We start from the raw sequence: 22,139 nt of genomic DNA on the forward strand, positions 1-22,139 counted from the left end.
CACTGGTCCGGGGTTGAGTACAAAGAGCGTCGCATTCGTACGGAACGGGACTGCCGCCGCAGCGAAGAGGAGCAGCGCCACGTGAGTGTCGTACCCGCCGAGGTTCTGCCGGCCGGCGCGCGGGCCGCGGACGAGTCGCCCGTGACGCGCGCGGCCGAGCTCGCGCCCGCGGCCCGGCTGTGGCCGTCGCTGTGCGCCGTGTACCGGGCGCAGCTGTCGCGTGCGCGGGTCGCGCGTATCCCGCTGCTGTTCGTGGCGACCTTCCAGTCCGTCGGGATCATGATCCTGATGCGCGGGGTCGTGGACGGTGGGGACGAGGCGCGGGCCGTGGTGGCCGGGTCGTCGGTGCTGGTGGTGGCCTTCGTCGCGTTGAACCTGCTCGCCCAGTACTTCGGGCAGCTCCGGGCCAGCGGGGGGCTCGACCACTACGCGACGCTGCCGGTGCCGCCTGCGGCCGTGGTGCTGGGGGCCGCGGGGGCGTACGCCTCCTTCACCGCGCCCGGGACCGTGGTGACCGCCGTGTTCGGGTGTGTGCTGTTCGGGCTGCCGATGACGCATCTGTGGGTACTGCTCGCGGTGATTCCGCTGGCCGGGGCGGCGCTCGCGGGGCTCGGGGCGGCGCTCGGACTGCTCGCGCCGCGGCCGGAACTCGCGACCGTGCTCGGCCAGTTGGGCATGTCCGCGGCGCTGCTGCTGGGGGTGCTGCCGGCCGAGCGGATGCCCGAGGTGGTGCGACTCGCGCGGGATCTGCTGCCGTCGACGTACGGCGTGGAGGCTCTTGCGCGGACCTTCGGGGAGCGGCCCGACTGGGCCTTCGTCCTCGGTGACCTCGCCGTGTGCGGGGTCGTGGGCGTCGTTTCGCTGGCCGTGGCGACCTGGGCGTACCGTCGGGCTGCCGTCCGGTGACGCGGCGCACAGGGCGGCCTGGCACGATGTCAGGGTGACCGCACCATTGACTCCGCCACCGCCGCCGCGTGACCAGCCCGCCAGCACCGCGTGGCAGCAGCCGCATGTACCTTCCGGTGAGCCGGGGCATTACGGGTACGTGCCGCCGCCCTCGTACGGGCAGGACGGGCCCGGGATGAAGGTCGAGGTGCGGGAGGCCGCCGTGGTGACGGTGGCTGTCGCCGTGGCCGGGGTGCTGCTCGGGGTGCTGTGGTGGTGGCTGGCTCCTCGGGTGCCGCTGGTCGGGGACGTGGTCGAGGGGGGCTGGGCCGTCTACTTCAAGGACACCGAGGGGGAGCAGGCGGTGGGCGTCGACGGTACGTTCGCGCTGTTGGCGCTCGGGTTCGGGGCGGTGAGTGCGTTGGCCGTGTTCCTGGTGCGGCGGCGTGGGGGTGTGCCGCTGGTGGTCGGGATGGCGGTCGGGGGGTTCCTCGGGTCCTTGCTCGCCTGGCGGGTGGGGGTGTGGCTCGGGCCGGCGCAGGATGTCATCGCGCATGCCAAGGATGTGGGCAAGGGGGTGACGTTCTCGGCGCCGCTCGAGCTTGATGCGAAGGGGGCGTTGCTGGTGTGGTCCATTGCCGCGCTGGTGGTGCACCTGGGGCTGACCGCGCTGTTCGGGCCGCGGGATCCGGATCCGTACGAGCAGGACCGGCGTCCTCGGGACGGGTACGGCACGCCGCAGGCGTAGTTTTCTCGCCCCCGCCGCCCCTACCCGTCCCTCCCCCAGAGGGGGGACCCCCACTGGGGGCTGCCGCCCCCAGACCCCCGCTGTCGGCCCTGAACGGGCCTCGTCCTCAAACGCCGGACGGGCCGACTAGGCCGGGCGCCTGCCGTGGTTGGCTCGGCGCTTCTTCAGGCGCCATTTGCGTTTCCGTGTTTTCTTCGACATGTCCCCTCTGCTTAACCGAGGAAGAGGGGTACGTCGAGGGGCTAAACGCGTCCGATGGGGGCCAGGGTCGCGCTCGTGAGGGTGGCCAGGGCCGTGGGGGAGAGTTCGATCTCCAGGCCCCTGCGGCCTGCTGAGACGCAGATGGTGGCGTGGGTTGTCGCTGAGGCGTCCAGGACCGTGGGGAGCTTCTTGCGTTGGCCGAGAGGGGAGATGCCGCCTCGGACGTAGCCCGTGGTGCGTTCCGCCTGGGTCGGGTCGGCCATGGACGCTCGCTTGCCGCCCACCGCCGTTGCCAGTGCCTTCAGGTCCAGTTGGCCCGCCACCGGGACCACCGCCACCGTCAGGGTGCCGTCCACCTCCGCCACCAGGGTCTTGAAGACGCGGTCGGGGGACACGCCCATGGCATCCGCCGCCTCCTCGCCGTAGGACGGGTGGGCGGGGTCGTGTTCGTAGGCGTGAGTGGTGAAGGGGACCCCGGCTGAGGTGAGGGCCACTGTTGCCGGGGTGCCTGCCGACTGTCGCTTCTTCGCCATCGCTTGCCTCAGTTCAGACTGGTCGGCGTGCGCGTCAGGTCCGCCGCCGGGAGTGACGGCAGGTTACGGATGATCGAGGTCTCCGCGCGCAGGAGTTTCAGTTCGTCCCGGAGCCGGGAGGCGGTGTCGGGGGCCTGGAGCAGGCGCTGCTTGGTGGGGGTGTCCAGCATCATCGCCGCTGCCACCAGGTAGGAGACCACCGACGGCTCGTCGGGGAGGTCCGCTCCCGTCGACAACGAGCGTTCGCGGGCTCCGGCCAGACGCTTCTGGTACTGGCGGAACGCCCGCAGCACCCCTTCCGCCAGCGCGCCCGCCTCGTCGCCCCGGTCCTCCGCCAGTTCCTCCAGCTCCGCCGTGAGGAACGGGCCCGTCGCGTCCACCGACAGCAGCCGTACCCGCGTCGTCCCCGTCGCCAGTACCTCGAACGTGCCGTCCGCCCGCTCCCGGATCGTCGCCGCGTCCGCGACACAGCCCGTGGAGTGGAAGGACTTGATGGGGTCGGCGCCGAAGCCCGCCGCGGGCCCACGCTGCGGCAGCGCCGTCGGATCGGGCATGCCGGGCGCGCTCGGCGCCACCTCGTGGCCGTCGCGGATGGCCACGACGGCGAAGCGGCGCGGTTCGTCGTCGGGGGTTTTCAACAGATCGCGCATCATGGCGCGATAGCGCTCCTCGAACACGTTCAGAGGCAGCACAAGCCCCGGGAACAGCACGGAGTTCAGGGGGAAGAGCGGGAGCCGGACGGTGGTCACGACGGTAGAGCCTAATGGTCGCCGGAGCGTGCGCGGCCTTGGTGCCCGCCCCCCGGACGGTCGGACGCGCCCCGCAGCTCGTCCCGCACCCGCAGACAGTGGCCCAGGGGGTCGTCGGAGAACCGGTCCCAGGGGAAGGACGTGGCGTACGGGCCGGTCAGCCGCACCTGCTCCAGGGCGTCCGCGACCCGGCCCAGCCGTACGAGGACATAGGTGAGGACGTTGCGCTGCTCCGCCGGCCAGGGGTCCGCCGCCGGGAGGGCCGCCGACAGGGCCATCGCCCGCTCGGCCGCCCCGTGCAGGGGTGCCGGCGCCACCTCGGGGCCGCAGCCGTCGGTGAGGTAGGCGAAGGCCGCCCGCACCGGCAGGGCCTGGACGAGGGAGTCGGGCGGCGCGTCCTGCGCGGCGCGGTCGGCGAAGTCCAGGCACTCGTGGTGCGAGCCGTGGAAGGAGGACGCCAGATAGCGCAGGGCCGCGACATGGCAGCCGTAGTGGTGGGGGGCCCGGCGCATGGCCGCCTCCCAGAGCTCCTCGACGTACTTCGGGCCCGCCTGGGCGCCGCGCGCGTGGTCCAGGGCGATCCGCCAGGGCACCGGGTCCCGGTCGTCGCCGTGGGCCGCGGCCGTGACCAGCGGGCTCACCTCGCGCAGCAGCTCGGCGCGGGCCGGTGACCGCCAGGCGCGGTCCACCCTCAGCTGGGCGTCGACCACCAGGCGGTCGGGGTCGCGCGGGGCGGCGGCACGCCAGGCCTCGAACCACTCGGGGCGGGCGTGCGCGAAGGCGGCGAGGCGGGTCGTGTAGCGGTCCCGGTGCTCCCACTCACGGGCCGCGCGGGTGGCGGCGAGCAGTGCGGCGGCCGGTTCGTGCTCGCCGCGCGCGGCGGCGACCAGTGCCGGGCCCAGCCGGGCGTCGGGCACGTCCAGCAGCACCTCGTCGTCGGCACGGGGGCCGAGGGGAGGGGGCGCGGTCCTCGTCGTGCGAATCCGCGGCCCGCGAAGGAACGGCAGCTGGAGAGCCATGGTGTCAACCATTGAAAAGCCGCAGGTCGGGACGGCGCCAGAGGCACCGGGCAACTCGTGGAAAGTTGTACGGCCGCAGGTCAAGGGAAGTTAAAAACGTGCTCCACGACGCACCTGCCGTCCTCAGCCCCTCCGCAGCAACCGCGTCGCCCCCGCCGCCACGGTCGTCGCCAGCGTCCAGCCCAGCAGCACCATCGCCGCCGCCAGCCACTGCCAGCCGCCCTTCAGCTGCCAGAAGCCGACCTGGCCCAGGTCGATGACCGGGAGCAGCAGGTCCAGCGCGAACAGCGTCGGGTTCCACTCCGGATGCTCGCCCCGCTTGATCGGCGGATGACCGGCGTGCGCGAACGCCACCGAGCCCGCCGCCCACAGCAACGCCATCCACACCGCGGCCCGGCCCGGCCGGTACCCGTAGGCGACCGTCCAGTCCTGCACGTACCCCCAGAACTTGGCGGCGACCGGCAGGCTCTCCCGGCGGCGGCGCTGCTTGGCGAGGAGCACCTCCCGGGCGTCCTCGTCCTCGCCGCCCGCCCGCAGCACCGTGGCCAGCCGCTCGTACGGCTCCGGGTTGTACTCGGCGGTCGCCGCGGCCACCCAGTCCAGCCGCTCGGTCAGTGGGAACGGCCCGCGCGGCACGAGGTTCTCGTAGGAGAAGCCGCCCATGTGCAGGCGTCCGGGGCCCGGCCAGGCGTCCGCCCGGTCCATCAGGTTGACGATCCGCGCCCCGGACAGCACCACCGTGCCGCGGGCCGGGCGCTCGCCGAGGAAGCGCAGTTCCGGCGTCTGGATCCGGCGCAGCGACAGCTCCTGGTCGTCGGTGAAGGTGAACCGGGCCCGCTCCATGTCGACCGCGTCCCCGAACCGCCCGTCGTCCAGCCGCACCCCGCCCTGGCACTCGAACCGCTGGACCCGGGTCCCGCGGGCCGGGGTCGTGCCGCTGAGCAGCGGGTTTCCGACGCCCGCCGGGGTCAGGTACAGCGAGCGCTCCACGGTCAGCTGGGGCGCGTTCAGCGCCCGCCGGGTGTACGGGTTGACCAGCCGCGCCCCGCGCAGGCTCAGCGAGACACCGATCTTCGCGCTGCGCAGACTCAGCTCGCCGTGCGACTCCAGCAGCTCGGCCTGGAGGTCCTGGCCGACGGTCATGCCGTCCCCGGCGATCGAGCGGCCGCTGCGGTCGCGGTACACGACGGCCTGGGCGAGCAGCAGATCGGTGCCGATCTGGGCGTCGGTGAGCCGGATGCCGTTGTGGAAGCGGCAGCGCGGCAGATGCAGATCGCCCTCGGTGTGCACCCGGGCGGCCTCGAGACGCGGTACCGAACAGTCCACCAGACGCAGGGTGGTGAACCGCGCCTCCGGCAGCAGCACGTCCCGCTCGAACCGGCAGCCGCGCATCTCGACGTACGGAGTCACCGTGCCGCCCGCCAGGTCCAGGCTGCCGCTGATCTGCACGCCGACGAGTTTCAGGGACGACACCCGGCCGGCCAGCGCGGGCGGTCCGTCCAGCAGCAGCCAGCACACGATGCGGGCTCGCACGGTCCGCTCGGGCCCCCACGGATGCCCGCCGTGCGGATCGTCGACGACGGTGTCGCCGCTGCTCAGGTCGTACACGCTGCCGTTGCGGAAGGCCTGCCACATGCCTGCCTCGGCGGCGGTCAGATCGTCCGGCAGGTCTCCGCTCCGGATGCCGGCCCCCTCGGTCACGGTGTTCCCTTCCTCCCCGGCTACTCATGGGTTTCGTACAACCGTTCATGCCCGCTGAGTGACGCACGGAACGCTAACGGTGAAGGGGATCTTCCGGGTGGCGTATGCGCTCTGTATCAGCCATTGATACGCGCGAACAGTGCTCGATCCCGGTCTGAGAGAATTGACGGCGTGATCTCCCGAATCGATCTGCGCGGCGACGCCCTTCCCGAGGGACCCGCCCTGCGCGACCTGCTGCCCCGAGCCGACTTCGACGTTGCGGCCGCCCTGGACAAGGTGCGTCCGATCTGCGAGGCCGTGCATCATCGGGGCGACGCGGCGCTGATCGACTTCGCGGAGAAATTCGACGGGGTCAAGCTGGACCAGGTACGCGTGCCGGCCGAGGCCCTCGACAAGGCGCTGAAGGAACTCGACCCGGCCGTCCGCGCGGCCCTGGAGGAGTCCATCCGCCGCGCCCGGCTCGTCCACCGCGAGCAGCGCCGTACGACGCACACCACCCAGGTCGTGCCCGGCGGGTCCGTGACCGAGAAGTGGGTGCCGGTCGACCGGGTGGGCCTCTATGCGCCCGGCGGCCGGTCCGTGTACCCCTCATCCGTGATCATGAACGTCGTCCCGGCCCAGGAGGCCGGTGTCGAGTCGATCGCGCTCGCCTCGCCCGCCCAGGCCGAGTTCGGGGGCCTGCCGCACCCGACGATCCTCGCCGCCTGCGCGCTGCTCGGCGTGGACGAGGTGTACGCCGCCGGTGGCGCGACCGCCGTCGCGATGTTCGCCTACGGCACCGAGTCCTGCCCTCCCGCCGACATGGTCACCGGGCCCGGCAACATCTGGGTCGCCGCCGCCAAGCGCTACTTCACCGGCAAGATCGGCATCGACGCCGAGGCCGGTCCCACCGAGATCGCGGTCCTGGCCGACTCGACCGCCGACCCGGTGCACGTCGCCTCCGACCTGATCAGCCAGGCCGAGCACGACCCGCTGGCCGCCGCCGTCCTCGTCACCGACTCCGTGGAGCTCGCGGACGCGGTGGAGAAGGAACTGGAGCCGCAGATCGCGGCCACCAAGCACATCGAGGACCGGATCGTCCCGGCCCTCAAGGGCAGGCAGTCCGCGATCGTCCTCGTCGACGGCATCGACGAGGGCCTGCGGGTCGTCGACGCCTACGGCGCCGAGCACCTGGAGATCCAGACCGCCGAGGCGGCCGCGGTCGCCGACCGGGTGCGCAACGCCGGCGCGATCTTCATCGGGCCCTGGGCCCCGGTCTCCCTCGGCGACTACGCCGCCGGGTCCAACCACGTCCTGCCCACCGGTGGCTGCGCCTGCCACTCCTCGGGCCTGTCCGTCCAGTCCTTCCTGCGCGGCGTCCACATCGTCGACTACACGCGGGACGCGCTGGCCGAGGTCGCGCATCACGTGGTGACGCTGGCGGAGGCGGAGGATCTGCCGGCCCACGGCGCGGCGATCAAGGCGAGGTTCGGTTGGAAGGTTCCTGAAGGCAAGTGACTGGCATCGACGATCTCCCCGTACGGGACGAGCTGCGCGGCAAGTCCCCTTACGGCGCGCCCCAGTTGGACGTGCCGGTACGGCTGAACACCAATGAGAACCCCTACCCGCTGCCCGAGCCGCTGGTCGAGCGGATCACCGAGCGGGTGCGCGAGGCGGCCCGGCACCTCAACCGCTACCCGGACCGGGACGCCGTGGAACTGCGCACGCAGCTCGCCAAGTACCTGACGGACACGTCCGGGTACGAGGTCGGCCTGGCCAACGTCTGGGCCGCCAACGGCTCCAACGAGGTCATCCAGCAGCTGCTCCAGACCTTCGGCGGCCCCGGCCGCAGCGCCATCGGCTTCGAGCCGTCGTACTCGATGCACGCGCTCATCTCGCGCGGCACCGGCACGGGCTGGATCTCCGGGCCGCGCAACGACGACTTCACCATCGACGTGGACGCGGCCCGGCAGGCGATCGCCGAGCACCGGCCCGACGTCGTGTTCATCACCACCCCCAACAACCCCACGGGCAACGCCGTCCCGCCCGAGACGGTCCTCGCGCTGTTCGAGGCCGCGCAGGCGGCGAAGCCGTCGATCGTGGTCGTGGACGAGGCGTACATCGAGTTCAGCCACGGCGACTCGCTGCTGCCGCTGCTCGACGGGCGCCCCAACCTCGTCATCTCCCGCACGATGTCGAAGGCGTTCGGCGCCGCGGGCCTGCGCCTCGGCTACCTCGCCGCGCACCCGGCCGTGGTCGACGCCGTCCAGCTCGTCCGGCTGCCCTATCACCTCTCGGCCGTCACCCAGGCGACCGCGCTGGCCGCCCTGGAGCACACCGACACCCTGCTCGGCTATGTCGAGCAGCTCAAGGCCGAGCGGGACCGGCTGGTCTCCGAACTGCTGGCCATCGGCTACGAGGTCACCGCCTCGGACGCCAACTTCGTGCAGTTCGGCCGGTTCGACGACACCCAGGCCGTCTGGCGGAAGATCCTCGACCGGGGCGTCCTGGTCCGGGACAACGGCGTACCGGGCTGGCTGCGGGTGACCGCCGGAACCCCCGCCGAGAACGACGCGTTCCTCGACGCGGTCCGTGAACTGAAGAAGGAGCAGAGCGCATGAACCGCGTAGGACGCGTGGAGCGAGTCACCAAGGAGACGTCGGTGCTCGTCGAGATCGATCTCGACGGCAGCGGCAAGGTCGACGTCTCGACGGGCGTCGGCTTCTACGACCACATGCTCGACCAGCTCGGCCGGCACGGTCTGTTCGACCTGACCGTGAAGACCGAGGGCGATCTGCACATCGACTCCCACCACACCATCGAGGACACCGCCCTCGCGCTGGGCGCCGCCTTCAAGCAGGCCCTCGGCGACAAGGTGGGCATCTACCGCTTCGGCAACTGCACGGTCCCGCTGGACGAGTCCCTCGCCCAGGTCACCGTCGACCTCTCCGGCCGCCCGTACCTCGTGCACACCGAGCCCGAGAACATGGCGCCGATGATCGGCGAGTACGACACCACCATGACCCGGCACATCCTGGAGTCCTTCGTGGCCCAGGCGCAGATCGCCCTGCACGTGCACGTGCCGTACGGCCGCAACGCGCACCACATCGTGGAGTGCCAGTTCAAGGCCCTCGCCCGCGCCCTGCGCTACGCCTCCGAGCGTGACCCGCGCGCGGCCGGCATCCTCCCGTCGACGAAGGGCGCCCTGTGAACGGCCTCTCCACCATCCTGATCGTCGTCGGCCTGTTCCTGGCCGGCGGCATCTACTCCTTCGTCAAGCAGGAGATGCCCAAGAGCCTCATCGTGCTGCTCTCCATCGGCGCCGGGATGTGTCTCGTCGCCGGTGTCCTGAGGCTGGAGGTGTGGAATTGACCGCGTCCTCGAAGAAGGTCGTCGTCTTCGACTACGGCTTCGGCAACGTCCGGTCCGCCGAGCGCGCCCTCGCCCGCACGGGCGCCCAGGTCGAGATAACGCGTGACTTCGACCAGGCCATGAACGCCGACGGACTGCTGGTGCCGGGCGTCGGCGCCTTCGCCGCCTGTATGGAAGGGCTGAAGCAGGCGCGCGGCGACTGGATCGTCGAGCGGCGGCTGTCCGGCGGGCGTCCCGTGATGGGCATCTGCGTCGGCATGCAGATCCTGTTCGCGCGGGGCATCGAGCACGGCGTCGAGACCGAGGGCCTCGGCGAGTGGCCCGGCTCGGTCGAGCCGCTCCAGGCCGAGATCGTGCCCCACATGGGCTGGAACACCGTGGACGCGCCGCCCGCCTCCGAGTTGTTCGCCGGCCTGGACGCGGACGCCCGCTTCTACTTCGTGCACTCCTACGCGGTCCACGACTGGGCCCTGGAGACCGAGAATCCGCTGATGACCGCACCGCTGGTCACCTGGGCGACGCACGGCAAGCCCTTCGTGGCCGCCGTGGAGAACGGCGCCCTGTGGGCCACGCAGTTCCACCCCGAGAAGTCCGGCGACGCCGGAGCGCAGCTGCTGAACAACTGGATCGGAACCCTCTGATGGCCTCGAAGCTCGAACTCCTCCCGGCCGTTGACGTCCGCGACGGCCAGGCGGTCCGCCTGGTGCACGGCGAGTCCGGCACGGAGACCTCCTACGGCTCCCCCCTGGAGGCCGCCCTCGCCTGGCAGCGCTCCGGCGCCGAGTGGCTGCACCTGGTCGACCTGGACGCCGCTTTCGGCACCGGCGACAACCGGGACCTGATCGCCGAGGTCACCAAGGCGATGGACATCAAGGTCGAGCTGTCCGGCGGCATCCGCGACGACGACACCCTCGCCGCGGCCCTGGCCACCGGCTGCACCCGGGTGAACCTCGGCACGGCCGCACTGGAGACCCCGGAGTGGGTCGCCAAGGTCATCGCCGAGCACGGCGACAAGATCGCGGTGGGTCTGGACGTACGGGGCACCACGCTCCGCGGCCGCGGCTGGACCCGCGACGGCGGCGACCTCTACGAGACGCTGGAGCGCCTCAACAAGGAGGGCTGCGCGCGCTACGTCGTCACGGACATCGCCAAGGACGGCACCCTCCAGGGCCCGAACCTGGAGCTGCTGCGCAACGTCTGCGCCGCCACGGACCGCCCGGTCGTGGCCTCCGGCGGCGTCTCGTCCCTGGACGACCTGCGCGCCATCGCCGATCTCGTACCCCTCGGTGTCGAGGGCTCCATCGTCGGGAAGGCCCTGTACGCGAAGGCGTTCACCCTGGAAGAGGCCCTGGAGGCTGTGTCGTCATGACGTCCGATGCCGTACGGCGTGTGCAGAGCGGAAGTCCCTGGGAAGAGTCCTTCGGTTTTGCACGCGCCGTCGCGGCGGGCGATCGCGTCCTGGTGGCGGGCACCACGTCCTTCAAGGGACATGTGCTGTACGGCGAGGGCGACCCGTACGAACAGGCCAAGGTGGCCTTCACCAGCGCGATCGAGGCGCTCGGCGAGTTCGGGCTCGGGATCGGGTCCGTGATCCGTACCAGGATGTACCTGACCCACGCGCGGGACGTCGACGAGGCGGGCCGTGCCCACAAGGACCTCTTCGACGCGGTACGGCCGGTGTCGACCTTGCTGGTCGTGGAGGGCTTCGTCGACCCGCGCATCCTGGTCGAAGTAGAAGTAGAAGCATTCAGAGGAGCCGAACAGTCATGACCCTGGCGGTCCGAGTCATCCCCTGCCTGGACGTGGACAACGGCCGGGTCGTCAAGGGCGTCAACTTCCAGAACCTGCGCGACGCGGGCGACCCCGTCGAGATGGCGAAGGTCTACGACGCCGAGGGCGCCGACGAGCTGACGTTCCTGGACATCACCGCCTCGTCCGGCAACCGCGAGACCACGTACGACGTGGTGCGCCGCACCGCCGAGCAGGTCTTCATCCCGCTGACCGTCGGCGGCGGGGTGCGCACGGCCGAGGACGTGGACAAGCTGCTGCGCGCGGGCGCGGACAAGGTGGGCGTCAACACGGCCGCGATCGCCCGTCCCGACCTGATCCGCGAGATCGCCGAGCGCTTCGGCCGCCAGGTGCTGGTGCTGTCGGTGGACGCGCGGCGCACGGCCTCCGGCTCCTTCGAGGTGACGACCCACGGTGGCCGCAAGGGCACCGGCATCGACGCGGTGGAGTGGGCGCACCGGGCCGCGGAGCTGGGCGCGGGGGAGATCCTGCTCAACTCGATGGACGCGGACGGCACGAAGGACGGCTACGACATCCAGATGATCGAGGCGGTGCGCAAGCACGTGACGGTGCCGGTCATCGCCTCCGGCGGCGCCGGAAAGCTCGGTGACTTCGCCCCGGCGATCGGGGCGGGCGCGGACGCGGTGCTGGCGGCGTCGGTGTTCCACTTCGGCGACCTGCGGATCGGCGAGGTGAAGCAGGCGCTGCGGGAGGCGGGGCATCCCGTCCGGTGAGTGCGGTGTGAGCCCCGGTCGCCTGTGTGGTTGGCCGGGGCTTTCTCTTGGGGAGATGCGAAAGAGAAGTTGCGCAAAATCTATTGCGCAAGATTTCTTTCGTATCTACGGTGAGTGGCATGACAGGCAAAGAGAGGGACCGCCGGATCACGGATCTGGGCACGCTCAAGGCGCTCGCCCACCCGCTCCGGTCCCGGCTGTACCGGAACCTGGCCGTGGCCAGGGTCGCCACCGCCTCACAGCTCGCCGAGCAGGTCGACGAGGCGGTGTCGCTGGTCAGCTACCACCTGCGCAAGCTCGCCGAGCACGGGCTGATCGAGGCGGCCGAGCCGCGCAGCGCGGACGGTCGGGAGCGCTGGTGGCAGCCCGCATCGGAGGGGTTGAGCATCCGCGACGAGGACTTCCGCGACGCCCCCGACGAGGCCGCGGCGCACACCGCGGCCAGCAAGCTCTTCGCCGACCAGCGCATGGACATGTACCGGCGCTGGCTGGAGGAGCGCGGCAGCTGGGACGAGAAGTGGAACCGCACTGCGTCGTCCTCCGAGTCCACGCTCCGGCTCACCGCCGACGAACTTGCCGAGCTGGACCGGGAGATGCTCGCCCTGCTGCGCAGGTACGACGAGCAGAGCCGGGCCGCCGAGGCCGCCGGTGAGACCGAGGGCCGCCAGAACGTGGCGGTGCACACGTACGCCTTCCCGTTCCGCGTCTGAGAGGACCTCCTCGGTGACCGCCACCCTCATAGCCCCGCCCGAGACCACCCCGCGCCCCGCCCACCGGGACGGCAACGTGCTGCGCTGGCTCGCCGCCTACGCCTCCTCGATGGTCGGGGACAGCGTCTACTACATCGCCCTGTCCTGGGCGGCCGTACAGGCGGGCTCGCCCTCGCAGGCCGGGGTGGTCATGGCCGTGAGCGCCGTGCCGCGGGCGCTGCTGATGCTCGGCGGGGGAGTGCTCGCCGACCGGCTCGGGCCCCGCAGGGTCGTCATCGGCAGCGACATCGTGCGCTGCGCCGCCGTGCTCGCGGTGGCGGCGCTGCTGTTCCTGACCAGCCCGGGGCTGTGGCCGCTGGCCGTGCTCGCGCTGGTCTTCGGCACCGTGGACGCGGTGTTCATGCCGGCCGTGGGCGCGCTCCCCGCGCGGGTGACGACGCGCGATCAGCTCGCGCGCGTGCAGGGCATGCGGGGGCTGGCGATCCGCTTCGCGAGCGTGGTCGGCGGTCCGCTCGGCGGGCTCGCGGTGGCGGTCGGCGGCGCCACGGCCGCGTTCGCCGTCGCCGGGCTGCTCATCGCGCTGTCGGTGCCGCTGCTGATGGCCGTACGGGTGCGGGACCTGCCCGCCGACGACAAGGCCGACGAGAAAGCCGACGACGAGGCGGCCGCGACCGGCGGCACCGCCTGGCGGGATCTGGTGGCAGGGCTCCGCTACATCCGCCGCCACCGGGTGCTCGCCCCGCTGATGCTCGCCATCGCCCTCGGCGACCTCGGTTTCGTCGGCCCGCTCAACGTCGGGCTGACGCTCCTCGCCGACGAGCGCGGCTGGGGCGCCTCCGGGATGGGCTGGGTGCTCGCCGGGTTCGGTGTCGGCGCCGGGGCCGCCTCCCTGCTGCTGACCGTGCGCGGGCGCCTGCCGCACGCCGGGCGGGTGGCGGGGTGCGCCATCATCGCCGGGTCGGTCGCCATCGGCGCGCTGGCCTTCGTCGCGAGCGTCGTCGCGGCCGTGGGTGTCGCCCTGCTCATCGGACTGCTCGCGGGGCTCAGCGGCGCGATGTGCGGCGCCCTGCTCCAGACCCAGGCGGACCCCGCATGCCTGGGCCGCGTCACCGCCGTGTCCGGCCTGGTCAGCCTCGGTCTGGCCCCGCTGAGCATGCCGCTGTCGGCCACCGCGATCGGCGCCTGGGGCACCGGGCCGGTCTTCGTGGCCAGCGCGGCGGTGTGCGGGCTCGGCGGGGTGATCGCGCTGTGCGTACGCGACCTGCGCCGCGCCGAGCTCCCGAAGTGACCCCTCAGATCCCGAGCTGCTTCGCCTCGTGCAGCTTGGCCACGGCGTCCTTGTCGCCCTCCAGCTCCACCTCGGCCGAGTTCTGCCGGCCGTAGAGGAAGAGCAGCAGCTCCGACGGCTCGCCCGTCACCGTCACCACGGGCGTACCGCGATGGGCCACCGAGGTCTGGCCGTTCGGGCGGCGCAGCACCAGGCCCGTCGGGGAGCCGCGGCCCATCAGTCGGGCGGTGCGCTCCAGACGGACCCACAGGGCGTTCTGGAAGACCGTGTCGAGCTCGCGGGGCGTCCAGTCGGGGCGGGCGCGGCGGACGTCCTCGGTGTGGACGTAGAACTCCACCGTGTTCGACATCTCCTCGACCTGCTTCAGGGAGAACGGCGAGAAGCGGGGCGGTCCGGTACGGATGAGCTGGATGAGTTCCTCGTACGGCTTGTCCGTGAACTCGGCCATCACCCGCTCCAGGCGGCCGGCGAGCGGCTTGATCAGGATGCCGCCGGCGGCGTCGGGCCGGCGTTCGCGCACCACGACGTGCGCGGCGAGATCACGGGTGGTCCAGCCCTCGCACAAGGTCGGGGCCTCGGGGCCCTCGGCCTCCAGGAGGTCGGCCAGCAGAAGTCGTTCACGCTTGGCGAAAGTCGACATGCGGCCAGACTACGACCGCCCTCGGGGTCCGCCCAGTGGACATGCGGCCGGAACTGTCAGTCCCGCGCGGCACAATGGCACCCATGACCAGCAAGCCCCGTCAGCCCAGCCAGCTGGACCCCGAGATCGCCGCGCGCCTCAGGCGCAGCGCCGACGGGCTCCTCCCCGCCATCGCCCAGCAGTACGACACCGGAGAGGTGCTCATGCTCGGCTGGATGGACGACGAGGCCCTGCATCGCACGCTCACCACCGGCCGCTGCACCTACTGGTCCCGCAGCCGCCAGGAGTACTGGGTCAAGGGCGACACCTCCGGCCACTTCCAGTGGGTCAAGTCCGTCGCCCTCGACTGCGACGCCGACACCGTCCTCGTCCAGGTCGACCAGGTCGGCGCCGCCTGCCACACCGGCACCCGCACCTGCTTCGACACCGACGTCCTGCTCAAGGATTCCGGCACCCCGGCCGGAGATCAGTAAGGTCACCGGCCATGGATCTCGAGACCTTCCGCAAGCTCGCCACCGATCGGCGCGTCATCCCGGTCACGCGCAAGCTCCTCGCCGACGGCGACACCCCGGTCGCGCTCTACCGCAAGCTCGCCGCCGAGCGCCCCGGCACCTTCCTGCTGGAGTCCGCGGAGAACGGCCGCTCCTGGTCCCGGTATTCGTTCGTGGGCGTCCGCAGCGCCGCCACCCTCACCACGCGGGACGGCCAGGCGCACTGGCTCGGCGTCCCGCCCGTCGGCGTGCCCACCGACGGCGACCCGCTCGCCGCCCTGCGCGCCACCATCGAGGCCCTGCACACCCCCCACCAGGAGGGCCTGCCGCCCTTCACCGGCGGCATGGTCGGCTACCTCGGCTACGACATCGTGCGCCGCCTGGAGAAGATCGGCCCCGGCGAGCGCGACGACCTGAAGCTCCCCGAGCTGACCATGCTCCTGACCAGCGACCTCGCCGTGATGGACCACTGGGAGGGCTCGGTCCTGCTGATCGCCAACGCGATCAACCACAACGACCTCGACACCGGCGTGGACGAGGCCTACGCCGACGCGGTCGCCCGCCTGGACGCCATGGAGGCCGACCTCTCCCGCGCGGTCGCCCAGCCCCCGGCCGTCCTGCCACCCTCCGAACTCCCCGAGTACACCGCCCTGTGGGGCGGCGCGGACTTCCAGCGGGCCGTGGAAGACATCAAGGAGCGCATCCGGGCCGGGGAGGCCTTCCAGGTCGTCCCCTCCCAGCGCTTCGAAACCCCGTGCACGGCAAGCGCGTTGGACGTCTACCGGGTCCTGCGGGCCACCAACCCGTCCCCGTACATGTACCTCTTCCGGTTCGACGGCTTCGACGTCGTGGGCTCGTCCCCCGAGGCGCTGGTGAAGGTCGAGGACGGGCGGGCCATGGTGCACCCCATCGCCGGCACCCGCTGGCGCGGGGCCACCCCGCAGGAGGACCAGGCCCTCGCCGACGACCTGCTCGCCGACCCCAAGGAGCGCGCCGAGCACCTCATGCTCGTCGACCTCGGGCGCAACGACCTGGGGCGGGTCTGCGAGCCCGGCTCCGTCGAGGTCGTCGACTTCATGTCCATCGAGCGCTACTCGCACGTGATGCACATCGTCTCCACGGTCACCGGAAAGGTCGCCGAGGGCCGCACCGCCTTCGACGTCCTCACCGCCTGCTTCCCGGCCGGCACCCTCTCCGGCGCGCCCAAGCCCCGCGCGATGCAGATCATCGACGAACTGGAGCCCTCCCGGCGCGGCCTGTACGGCGGCTGTGTGGGCTACCTCGACTTCGCCGGCGACTCCGACACCGCCATCGCCATCCGTACGGCCCTGCTGCGCGACGGCACCGCCTACGTCCAGGCGGGCGCCGGGATCGTCGCCGACTCCGACCCGGTCGCCGAGGACACCGAGTGCCGCAACAAGGCGGCGGCGGTGCTGCGCGCGGTGCACACGGCGAACCGTCTGAAGAAATAGGGCGCTTCTCATATGAACCCCGGGTGACGGTTCGCCCGGGGTTCAGGCGATAGTGGAGTACGTGACTGCTGTTCCTCACCCCCGTTCCGAAGCCGCAGGCCCCGCGCGGGCCGGCCGCCTCAGCCTCGCCGTGGCCCTGCTGTCCGGCGCGCTCGGCGCGACCGTGGCGCTGCTGGCCACCCGCCAACGGTGGTCGGAGGGCACCGCCACGGTGGCCGGCGGCGACTTCCCGCTGACCGCCAGCGGCAGCGACGTGACGGGCGTGCCCGCCTCGCTCGCCATAGTCGGCCTCGCCGCACTGGTCGCCGTCTTCGCCGTCCGCCGCCTCGGCCGCGTCCTCGTTGCGGGCCTCCTCGCCCTCTCCGGCGCCGGGACGATCGCCGCCGCGCTGATCGGCGCCGGTGACAGCGCCGCGCTCGACGAGAAGGCGGCCCAGGCCACCGGCGACACCGCCGCGACCGTGGCCGCGCTCAGCCACACCGCATGGCCGTACGTGGCGGCTGTGGGCGGCGCCCTGATGCTGCTCGCCGGACTGCTGGCCCTGCGGTACGCGCCCGCTTGGCCCGCGATGTCCAGCCGCTACGAGCGCTCCGGGGCACCCCGGCCGCGCAAGGCCCCCACCGTGGACCCCGACCGCCCCGAGGACCTCTGGAAGGCCCTGGACCGCGGCGAGGACCCGACCGGCGCCTGAGCGTTTCGGGTCGGTGGCTCCGCGCACCGACTCGCGAGAGTGACCCCCGATCACCTCGCGTGCGCGCATGCGGGACAATGACGTCGAGCGTCCGGCTCAGAGACTTACACACAGCAACGAGGAGCAAGTCATGGCGGGCAGCAGCCACGGTCACACCCCGGCCGCCTGGACCGGTGTCACAATCGCCTTCATCGGTTTCTGCGCCGCGGGTGCCTTCATGGTCCTGGCCCAGCCGGCGGGCTTCTGGGCGAGCATGGGCGTCGTGGTCCTCGGTGGTGTCGTCGGCTGGCTCATGAAGGGCATGGGCCTCGGCCAGTCCAAGGACGCCGGCAAGCCGCTGCGCACGACCGAGGCGGCGAGCATCGAGGGCTGACGCGTACGACCTTCGTGAGGGGCGGCCCCAGCGGCCGCCCCTCACGCGTTTCGGGGGCACAATGCGAGGCGTGAACACCAACAGCCGCAGGGTGACACGGCAGGGCACCGGAGCCGTCCTGGCCCGCCTCGCGGTACCCACCGGAGTCCTCGCGGCCGTGGTCGGCGCCTTCGCCTACGTCGCCGCCGTCGACCCGAACGAGCCCGGCCACTACCCGGCCTGCCCGCTGCTCCAGCTCACCGGCCTGTACTGCCCCGGCTGCGGCGGACTGCGCAGCGCGCACGCCTTCGTGCACGGCGACCTCGCCGCCGCCCTCCAGAACAACGCGCCGGCCGTACTGGGCTATCTGGCCTTCGCCGTGCTGTGGACCGTCTGGGTGGTCCGCACGGCGCGCGGACGACCGATGCGGCTCGATCCCGGGCCGGTGCACCTGTGGACGCTCGGCACATTGCTGCTGGTCTTCACGGTTGTCCGGAACCTGCCCTTCGGTGGCTGGCTGCATCCTTGATCAACTGATGAATGTCCAGGTAGTGGGACCGCCGTCAACCGGATGCGAGGCCTACGCCTTCCTCCGGATACCATCGCAGTGACCACCGGTTTTCGTCATCGCATCGGGAAGGGGGCCGCTCGCGTGAGTGTGCTCGACGAGATCATCGACGGAGTCCGTGCCGACCTCGCGGAGCGGCAGGCGCGCGTCAGCCTCGACGAGCTCAAGGAGCGCGCGGCGAAGGCTCCCGCGGCCAAGGACGGCGTCGCCGCGCTCAAGGGCGACGGCGTCAAGGTGATCTGCGAGGTCAAGCGCTCCAGCCCGTCCAAGGGCGCGCTGGCCGCGATCGCCGACCCGGCCGGGCTCGCCGCGGACTACGAGGCGGGCGGCGCGGCCGTCATCTCCGTACTGACCGAGCAGCGGCGCTTCGGCGGATCGCTCGCCGACCTGGAGGCCGTCCGCGCCCGCGTGGACATCCCGGTCCTGCGCAAGGACTTCATCGTCACGTCGTACCAGCTGTGGGAGGCCCGCGCGTACGGCGCCGACCTCGCGCTGCTGATCGTCGCCGCCCTCGACCAGCCGGCCCTGGAGTCCCTGATCGAGCGCGCCGTCTCCATCGGCCTGACCCCGCTGGTCGAGGTGCACGACGAGGACGAGGTCGAGCGCGCCGTGGACGCGGGCGCCAAGGTCATCGGCGTCAACGCCCGCAACCTCAAGACCCTGGAGGTCGACCGCGGCACCTTCGAGCGCGTCGCGCCGGAGATCCCCGCGGGCATCGTCACGATCGCCGAATCCGGCATCCGCGGCCCCCACGACCTCATCGCCTACGCCAACGCCGGCGCCGACGCGGTCCTGGTCGGCGAGTCCCTGGTGACGGGCCGCGACCCGAAGTCCGCGGTGGCGGACCTGGTGGCGGCGGGCGAGCACCCGGCTCTGCGGCACGGGCGTAGCTGATCTTTCGATAGGCTTGGCCCCGATGACGCTGCTGATGACTTTGACGGCCACGGACCGTTATGCCCGCCTCGCGCGTGGCTGTCGGCCCCGTGGCTGCCGCGCGCCCGCACGCCGGGTGCACGGCCGCAGGGTGCGGTACGTCATCGGTGATGAGCCGGGTCAAGTAAATGGCATGCGATGGCAGAAGCGCCCCGTCAGGGGCGCGGGGAACTGCGCGACAAGCCCCCACCGGGCCGCAGCCGCCTGACAATCCCCCCGCCCCACGGCGATCAGTGCTGTTCACACACCACTCACCGTGAGGTTCACGCATGCCCAGCGACTTCTTCATCCCCGACCCCCAGGGTCAAATCCCCAACAGTGAGGGCTACTTCGGTGCCTTCGGCGGCAAATTCATCCCGGAGGCCCTCGTCGCCGCCGTGGACGAGGTCGCCGTCGAGTACGACAAGGCCAAGCACGACCCCGAGTTCGCGAAAGAACTCGACGACCTGCTCGTCAACTACACCGGCCGCCCGTCGGCGTTCACCGAAGTCCCCCGCTTCGCGGGTCACGCGGGTGGCGCACGCATCTTCCTCAAGCGGGAAGACCTGAACCACACCGGCTCCCACAAGATCAACAACGTCCTCGGCCAGGCCCTGCTCACCAAGCGCATGGGCAAGACGAGGGTCATCGCCGAGACCGGCGCCGGCCAGCACGGCGTCGCCACGGCCACCGCCTGCGCCCTGTTCGGTCTCGAATGCACCATCTACATGGGCGAGATCGACACCCAGCGCCAGGCCCTCAACGTGGCCCGCATGCGCATGCTCGGCGCCGAGGTCATCGCCGTGAAGTCCGGCAGCCGCACGCTGAAGGACGCGATCAACGAGGCCTTCCGCGACTGGGTCGCCAACGTCGACCACACGCACTACCTCTTCGGCACGGTCGCCGGACCGCACCCCTTCCCCGCGATGGTCCGCGACTTCCACCGCGTCATCGGCGTCGAGGCCCGCCGCCAGATCCTGGAGCGCGCCGGACGCCTGCCCGACGCCGCCATCGCCTGCGTCGGCGGCGGCTCGAACGCCATCGGCCTGTTCCACGCCTTCATCCCGGACGCGGACGTACGCCTCATCGGCTGCGAGCCCGCCGGGCACGGCGTCGAGACCGGCGAGCACGCGGCCACGCTGACCGCGGGCGAGCCCGGCATCCTGCACGGCTCCCGCTCCTACGTCCTCCAGGACGACGAGGGCCAGATCACCGAGCCGTACTCGATCTCGGCCGGTCTGGACTACCCGGGCATCGGCCCCGAGCACTCCTACCTCAAGGACAGCGGCCGCGGCGAGTACCGCGCCGTCACCGACGACGCGGCGATGCAGGCCCTGCGCCTGCTCTCGCGCACCGAGGGCATCATCCCGGCCATCGAGAGCGCCCACGCGCTGGCCGGCGCCCTGGAGGTCGGCAAGGAGCTGGGCAAGGACGGACTGATCATCGTCAACCTGTCCGGCCGCGGCGACAAGGACATGGACACGGCCGCCCGCTACTTCGGGCTGTACGACGAGGGCACCGACGCCGAGGTCGCGGCGAACGCCGCCGACACCGCCGAGATCGAGGGGGACGCCAAGTGAGCGGGAACATCCAGCTGTTGACGGACACCCTCGCCGGCGCCAAGGCCGAGGGCCGCTCCGCGCTCATCGCCTATCTCCCGGCCGGATTCCCGACCGTGGACGGCGGCATCGAGGCGATCAAGGCCGTCTTCGACGGCGGTGCGGACATCGTCGAGGTCGGTCTGCCGCACAGCGACCCCGTCCTCGACGGCCCCGTCATCCAGACCGCCGACGACATCGCGCTGCGCGGCGGCGTGAAGATCGCCGACGTGATGCGCACGGTCCGTGAGGCCCACGCGGCGACCGGCAAGCCGGTGCTCGTCATGACGTACTGGAACCCGATCGACCGCTACGGCGTCGAGCGGTTCACCGCGGAGCTCGCGGAGGCGGGCGGCGCCGGGTGCATCCTGCCCGACCTGCCGGTCCAGGAGTCGGCGCTGTGGAGGGAGCACGCCGAGAAGCACGGCCTCGCGACGGTCTTCGTGGTGGCGCCGAGCAGCAAGGACGAGCGGCTCGCCGAGATCACCGCTGCGGGCAGCGGCTTCGTCTACGCCGCCTCGCTGATGGGTGTCACCGGCACCCGTGAGTCGGTCGGCGCGCAGGCGCAGGACCTGGTCGGACGGACCCGGGCCACCGGCACCGGGCTGCCCGTCTGTGTCGGGCTCGGCGTCTCCAATGCCGCGCAGGCCGCCGAGGTCGCCGGGTTCGCCGACGGGGTCATCGTCGGTTCGGCGTTCGTGAAGCGGATGCTGGACGCGCCGGACGACGCGGCCGGTGTCGAGGCCGTCCGCGCCCTCGCCGCCGATCTCGCCGACGGTGTGCGAGGCAAGGTGTAACTCGAACGGGTGGACCTGGGACCGGGGAGGCGCTGGGCGCCTCCCCGGTTCGTTTCCGGGGTGTGAGCGAGAAGAACCGTGAGGGAAAGCGCACCGCCCGGGAGCGGATGGCCATCGAGCGCGAGAAGCAGAAGGCCGCGGAGAAGCGACGCCGGGCGCTGATCGTCGGTGTGAGCGTCGTCTGCGTGCTGGGGCTCGCGGCGGTGATCGGCGTGATCGCCGCCAATGCCGGCAAGGACGACGACGGCGACTCCGCCGGACCCGTCGTGGCGCCCTCGGGCGCGCAGGGCGAGGACAGCCTGGTGATCCCGGTCGGCAAGGCCGACGCCCCGTCGACCCTCGTGGTCTGGGAGGACTTCCGCTGCCCGGCGTGCAAGTCCTTCGAGGACGCCTACCGCTCGACGATCCATGAGCTGACCGACGCCGGTCAGCTCAGAGTCGACTACCGCCTCGCGACGATCATCGACGGCAACATGGGCGGGACCGGCTCCCAGAACGCCGCCAACGCCGCGGCCTGCGCCCAGGACGCCGGGAAGTTCGTCGAGTACCACGATGTGCTCTACACGAACCAGCCCGCCGAGACCGACGACGCCTTCGCGGAGAACAGCAAGCTCCTCGAGCTGGCCGCCAAGGTCGACGGACTGGACACGCCGGCCTTCCGCACCTGTGTGGAGGAGGGCACACACAACGCCTGGGTGGCGAAGTCGAACGACGCCTTCCGCAGCGGCGGCTTCACCGGCACGCCGACCGTGCTGCTGGACGGCAAGAACATCTACCAGGACCAGTCGATGACGCCTCAGAAGCTGAAGCAGCAGGTGCAGGAGGCGGCCAAGGGATAGGGGCGTTCAGGTCCGCCTGTTATGGAGCCGTAGCCGGGCTGCCCGACGCGTGCGCCGCCCGGCAGGGTAGCG

Annotated in this window: 27 protein-coding genes; 22 read left to right on the plus strand and 5 right to left on the minus strand. The window is 71.8% G+C overall.

Going from position 1 to position 22,139, the window contains the following annotated elements; translation table 11 throughout:
* The first annotated feature begins 81 nt into the window (after positions 1 to 81).
* Positions 82 to 906, plus strand: a complete 825-nt coding sequence (locus BN159_RS31615) for an ABC transporter permease (RefSeq protein WP_015661097.1) — start codon at positions 82 to 84, stop codon at positions 904 to 906.
* Between the two features lie 34 nt (positions 907 to 940).
* On the plus strand, positions 941 to 1,633 hold the full coding sequence (locus BN159_RS31620) for a DUF2567 domain-containing protein (protein ID WP_078598907.1): 693 nt from the start codon (positions 941 to 943) through the stop codon (positions 1,631 to 1,633).
* A gap of 242 nt (positions 1,634 to 1,875) precedes the next feature.
* Here BN159_RS31620 and ybaK read toward each other — a convergent pair whose 3' ends face one another.
* The 4 genes from ybaK to BN159_RS31640 form a co-directional block, all read right to left on the minus strand.
* Complete coding sequence (ybaK, locus tag BN159_RS31625) at positions 1,876 to 2,367, minus strand: Cys-tRNA(Pro) deacylase (protein WP_015661099.1); 492 nt, start codon at positions 2,365 to 2,367, stop codon at positions 1,876 to 1,878.
* Positions 2,368 to 2,375: 8 nt separating this feature from the next.
* Positions 2,376 to 3,116 (minus strand): LON peptidase substrate-binding domain-containing protein, encoded by a 741-nt coding sequence (locus BN159_RS31630; RefSeq protein WP_015661100.1) that lies wholly within the window; start codon positions 3,114 to 3,116, stop codon positions 2,376 to 2,378.
* 11 nt (positions 3,117 to 3,127) lie between these two features.
* Positions 3,128 to 4,147, minus strand: a complete 1,020-nt coding sequence (locus BN159_RS31635) for a hypothetical protein (protein WP_015661101.1) — start codon at positions 4,145 to 4,147, stop codon at positions 3,128 to 3,130.
* A gap of 111 nt (positions 4,148 to 4,258) precedes the next feature.
* Positions 4,259 to 5,836: a hypothetical protein gene (locus BN159_RS31640; RefSeq protein ID WP_015661102.1), complete on the minus strand. Its 1,578-nt coding sequence runs from the start codon at positions 5,834 to 5,836 to the stop codon at positions 4,259 to 4,261.
* 171 nt (positions 5,837 to 6,007) lie between these two features.
* On the opposite strand from BN159_RS31640, the gene hisD reads away from it, so the two are divergent.
* The 10 genes from hisD (at position 6,008) to BN159_RS31690 (ending at position 13,707) form a co-directional block, all read left to right on the plus strand.
* Positions 6,008 to 7,333, plus strand: coding sequence for a histidinol dehydrogenase (gene hisD / locus BN159_RS31645; protein ID WP_015661103.1), 1,326 nt, complete (start codon positions 6,008 to 6,010; stop codon positions 7,331 to 7,333).
* Positions 7,330 to 8,436, plus strand: coding sequence for a histidinol-phosphate transaminase (locus BN159_RS31650; protein WP_015661104.1), 1,107 nt, complete (start codon positions 7,330 to 7,332; stop codon positions 8,434 to 8,436). The genes hisD and BN159_RS31650 overlap by 4 nt, the downstream gene beginning before the upstream one ends.
* Positions 8,433 to 9,026: an imidazoleglycerol-phosphate dehydratase HisB gene (gene hisB, locus BN159_RS31655; protein ID WP_015661105.1), complete on the plus strand. Its 594-nt coding sequence runs from the start codon at positions 8,433 to 8,435 to the stop codon at positions 9,024 to 9,026. Before BN159_RS31650 ends, hisB begins: the two co-directional genes overlap by 4 nt.
* Complete coding sequence (locus tag BN159_RS46305) at positions 9,023 to 9,187, plus strand: hypothetical protein (protein ID WP_015661106.1); 165 nt, start codon at positions 9,023 to 9,025, stop codon at positions 9,185 to 9,187. Before hisB ends, BN159_RS46305 begins: the two co-directional genes overlap by 4 nt.
* Positions 9,178 to 9,828 (plus strand): imidazole glycerol phosphate synthase subunit HisH, encoded by a 651-nt coding sequence (gene hisH / locus BN159_RS31665; RefSeq protein WP_041820098.1) that lies wholly within the window; start codon positions 9,178 to 9,180, stop codon positions 9,826 to 9,828. The genes BN159_RS46305 and hisH overlap by 10 nt, the downstream gene beginning before the upstream one ends.
* A complete protein-coding gene (gene priA, locus BN159_RS31670) occupies positions 9,828 to 10,556 on the plus strand; it encodes a bifunctional 1-(5-phosphoribosyl)-5-((5-phosphoribosylamino)methylideneamino)imidazole-4-carboxamide isomerase/phosphoribosylanthranilate isomerase PriA (RefSeq protein WP_015661108.1) in 729 nt (242 codons plus the stop codon). The genes hisH and priA overlap by 1 nt, the downstream gene beginning before the upstream one ends.
* Positions 10,553 to 10,957, plus strand: coding sequence for a RidA family protein (locus tag BN159_RS31675; RefSeq protein WP_015661109.1), 405 nt, complete (start codon positions 10,553 to 10,555; stop codon positions 10,955 to 10,957). The genes priA and BN159_RS31675 overlap by 4 nt, the downstream gene beginning before the upstream one ends.
* The gene (gene hisF, locus BN159_RS31680; RefSeq protein WP_015661110.1) at positions 10,954 to 11,709 is read left to right on the plus strand and encodes an imidazole glycerol phosphate synthase subunit HisF; all 756 of its coding nucleotides are present in this window, start codon (positions 10,954 to 10,956) and stop codon (positions 11,707 to 11,709) included. Before BN159_RS31675 ends, hisF begins: the two co-directional genes overlap by 4 nt.
* A gap of 119 nt (positions 11,710 to 11,828) precedes the next feature.
* Complete coding sequence (locus BN159_RS31685) at positions 11,829 to 12,419, plus strand: ArsR/SmtB family transcription factor (RefSeq protein ID WP_015661111.1); 591 nt, start codon at positions 11,829 to 11,831, stop codon at positions 12,417 to 12,419.
* Between the two features lie 13 nt (positions 12,420 to 12,432).
* Positions 12,433 to 13,707, plus strand: coding sequence for an MFS transporter (locus BN159_RS31690; protein WP_015661112.1), 1,275 nt, complete (start codon positions 12,433 to 12,435; stop codon positions 13,705 to 13,707).
* Between the two features lie 4 nt (positions 13,708 to 13,711).
* Here the strand turns inward: BN159_RS31690 and BN159_RS31695 are convergent, their stop codons facing one another.
* Positions 13,712 to 14,347: a TIGR03085 family metal-binding protein gene (locus BN159_RS31695; protein WP_015661113.1), complete on the minus strand. Its 636-nt coding sequence runs from the start codon at positions 14,345 to 14,347 to the stop codon at positions 13,712 to 13,714.
* 74 nt (positions 14,348 to 14,421) lie between these two features.
* Between BN159_RS31695 and hisI the strand changes: the two genes are divergently transcribed.
* The 10 genes from hisI to BN159_RS31740 all read left to right on the plus strand — a co-directional run bounded on the left by hisI (position 14,422) and on the right by BN159_RS31740 (position 22,067).
* Positions 14,422 to 14,820, plus strand: coding sequence for a phosphoribosyl-AMP cyclohydrolase (gene hisI / locus BN159_RS31700; protein ID WP_408055020.1), 399 nt, complete (start codon positions 14,422 to 14,424; stop codon positions 14,818 to 14,820).
* A gap of 11 nt (positions 14,821 to 14,831) precedes the next feature.
* The gene (locus BN159_RS31705) at positions 14,832 to 16,310 is read left to right on the plus strand and encodes an anthranilate synthase component I (protein WP_015661115.1); all 1,479 of its coding nucleotides are present in this window, start codon (positions 14,832 to 14,834) and stop codon (positions 16,308 to 16,310) included.
* Between the two features lie 52 nt (positions 16,311 to 16,362).
* Positions 16,363 to 17,001 carry a TIGR02234 family membrane protein gene (locus tag BN159_RS31710; protein ID WP_015661116.1) on the plus strand — a complete coding sequence of 213 codons (639 nt, stop codon included), beginning with the start codon at positions 16,363 to 16,365 and terminating at the stop codon, positions 16,999 to 17,001.
* A gap of 130 nt (positions 17,002 to 17,131) precedes the next feature.
* Complete coding sequence (locus BN159_RS31715) at positions 17,132 to 17,374, plus strand: HGxxPAAW family protein (RefSeq protein WP_015661117.1); 243 nt, start codon at positions 17,132 to 17,134, stop codon at positions 17,372 to 17,374.
* 61 nt (positions 17,375 to 17,435) lie between these two features.
* Entirely contained in the window at positions 17,436 to 17,882 is a 447-nt protein-coding gene (locus tag BN159_RS31720; protein ID WP_015661118.1) for a DUF2752 domain-containing protein, read from the plus strand.
* A gap of 123 nt (positions 17,883 to 18,005) precedes the next feature.
* Entirely contained in the window at positions 18,006 to 18,815 is an 810-nt protein-coding gene (gene trpC, locus BN159_RS31725) for an indole-3-glycerol phosphate synthase TrpC (protein WP_015661119.1), read from the plus strand.
* Between the two features lie 34 nt (positions 18,816 to 18,849).
* Entirely contained in the window at positions 18,850 to 19,062 is a 213-nt protein-coding gene (trpM, locus tag BN159_RS47790; protein ID WP_408055049.1) for a tryptophan biosynthesis modulator TrpM, read from the plus strand.
* Between the two features lie 61 nt (positions 19,063 to 19,123).
* Positions 19,124 to 20,413: a tryptophan synthase subunit beta gene (gene trpB, locus BN159_RS31730; RefSeq protein WP_015661120.1), complete on the plus strand. Its 1,290-nt coding sequence runs from the start codon at positions 19,124 to 19,126 to the stop codon at positions 20,411 to 20,413.
* The gene (trpA, locus tag BN159_RS31735) at positions 20,410 to 21,228 is read left to right on the plus strand and encodes a tryptophan synthase subunit alpha (RefSeq protein WP_015661121.1); all 819 of its coding nucleotides are present in this window, start codon (positions 20,410 to 20,412) and stop codon (positions 21,226 to 21,228) included. Before trpB ends, trpA begins: the two co-directional genes overlap by 4 nt.
* 62 nt (positions 21,229 to 21,290) lie before the next feature.
* Positions 21,291 to 22,067 (plus strand): DsbA family protein, encoded by a 777-nt coding sequence (locus BN159_RS31740; protein WP_015661122.1) that lies wholly within the window; start codon positions 21,291 to 21,293, stop codon positions 22,065 to 22,067.
* The last annotated feature ends 72 nt before the right edge of the window (positions 22,068 to 22,139 follow it).

This window comes from Streptomyces davaonensis JCM 4913, assembly GCF_000349325.1.
GTDB classification, from domain to species: domain Bacteria; phylum Actinomycetota; class Actinomycetes; order Streptomycetales; family Streptomycetaceae; genus Streptomyces; species Streptomyces davaonensis.

What these genes read in the sequence shown, in the direction of transcription:
- BN159_RS31675 (WP_015661109.1), top strand. Translation starts at nt 10,553, where the DNA reads ATGACGTCCGATGCCGTACGGCGTGTGCAGAGCGGAAGTCCCTGGGAA.
- BN159_RS31705 (WP_015661115.1), top strand. Translation starts at nt 14,832, where the DNA reads ATGGATCTCGAGACCTTCCGCAAGCTCGCCACCGATCGGCGCGTCATC.
- priA (WP_015661108.1), top strand. Translation starts at nt 9,828, where the DNA reads ATGGCCTCGAAGCTCGAACTCCTCCCGGCCGTTGACGTCCGCGACGGC.
- trpB (WP_015661120.1), top strand. Translation starts at nt 19,124, where the DNA reads ATGCCCAGCGACTTCTTCATCCCCGACCCCCAGGGTCAAATCCCCAAC.
- ybaK (WP_015661099.1), bottom strand. Translation starts at nt 2,367, where the DNA reads ATGGCGAAGAAGCGACAGTCGGCAGGCACCCCGGCAACAGTGGCCCTC.
- BN159_RS31635 (WP_015661101.1), bottom strand. Translation starts at nt 4,147, where the DNA reads ATGGTTGACACCATGGCTCTCCAGCTGCCGTTCCTTCGCGGGCCGCGG.
- BN159_RS31695 (WP_015661113.1), bottom strand. Translation starts at nt 14,347, where the DNA reads ATGTCGACTTTCGCCAAGCGTGAACGACTTCTGCTGGCCGACCTCCTG.
- BN159_RS31685 (WP_015661111.1), top strand. Translation starts at nt 11,829, where the DNA reads ATGACAGGCAAAGAGAGGGACCGCCGGATCACGGATCTGGGCACGCTC.
- trpM (WP_408055049.1), top strand. Translation starts at nt 18,850, where the DNA reads ATGACTTTGACGGCCACGGACCGTTATGCCCGCCTCGCGCGTGGCTGT.
- BN159_RS31715 (WP_015661117.1), top strand. Translation starts at nt 17,132, where the DNA reads ATGGCGGGCAGCAGCCACGGTCACACCCCGGCCGCCTGGACCGGTGTC.
- hisB (WP_015661105.1), top strand. Translation starts at nt 8,433, where the DNA reads ATGAACCGCGTAGGACGCGTGGAGCGAGTCACCAAGGAGACGTCGGTG.
- BN159_RS31720 (WP_015661118.1), top strand. Translation starts at nt 17,436, where the DNA reads ATGCGAGGCGTGAACACCAACAGCCGCAGGGTGACACGGCAGGGCACC.
- hisI (WP_408055020.1), top strand. Translation starts at nt 14,422, where the DNA reads ATGGCACCCATGACCAGCAAGCCCCGTCAGCCCAGCCAGCTGGACCCC.
- hisF (WP_015661110.1), top strand. Translation starts at nt 10,954, where the DNA reads ATGACCCTGGCGGTCCGAGTCATCCCCTGCCTGGACGTGGACAACGGC.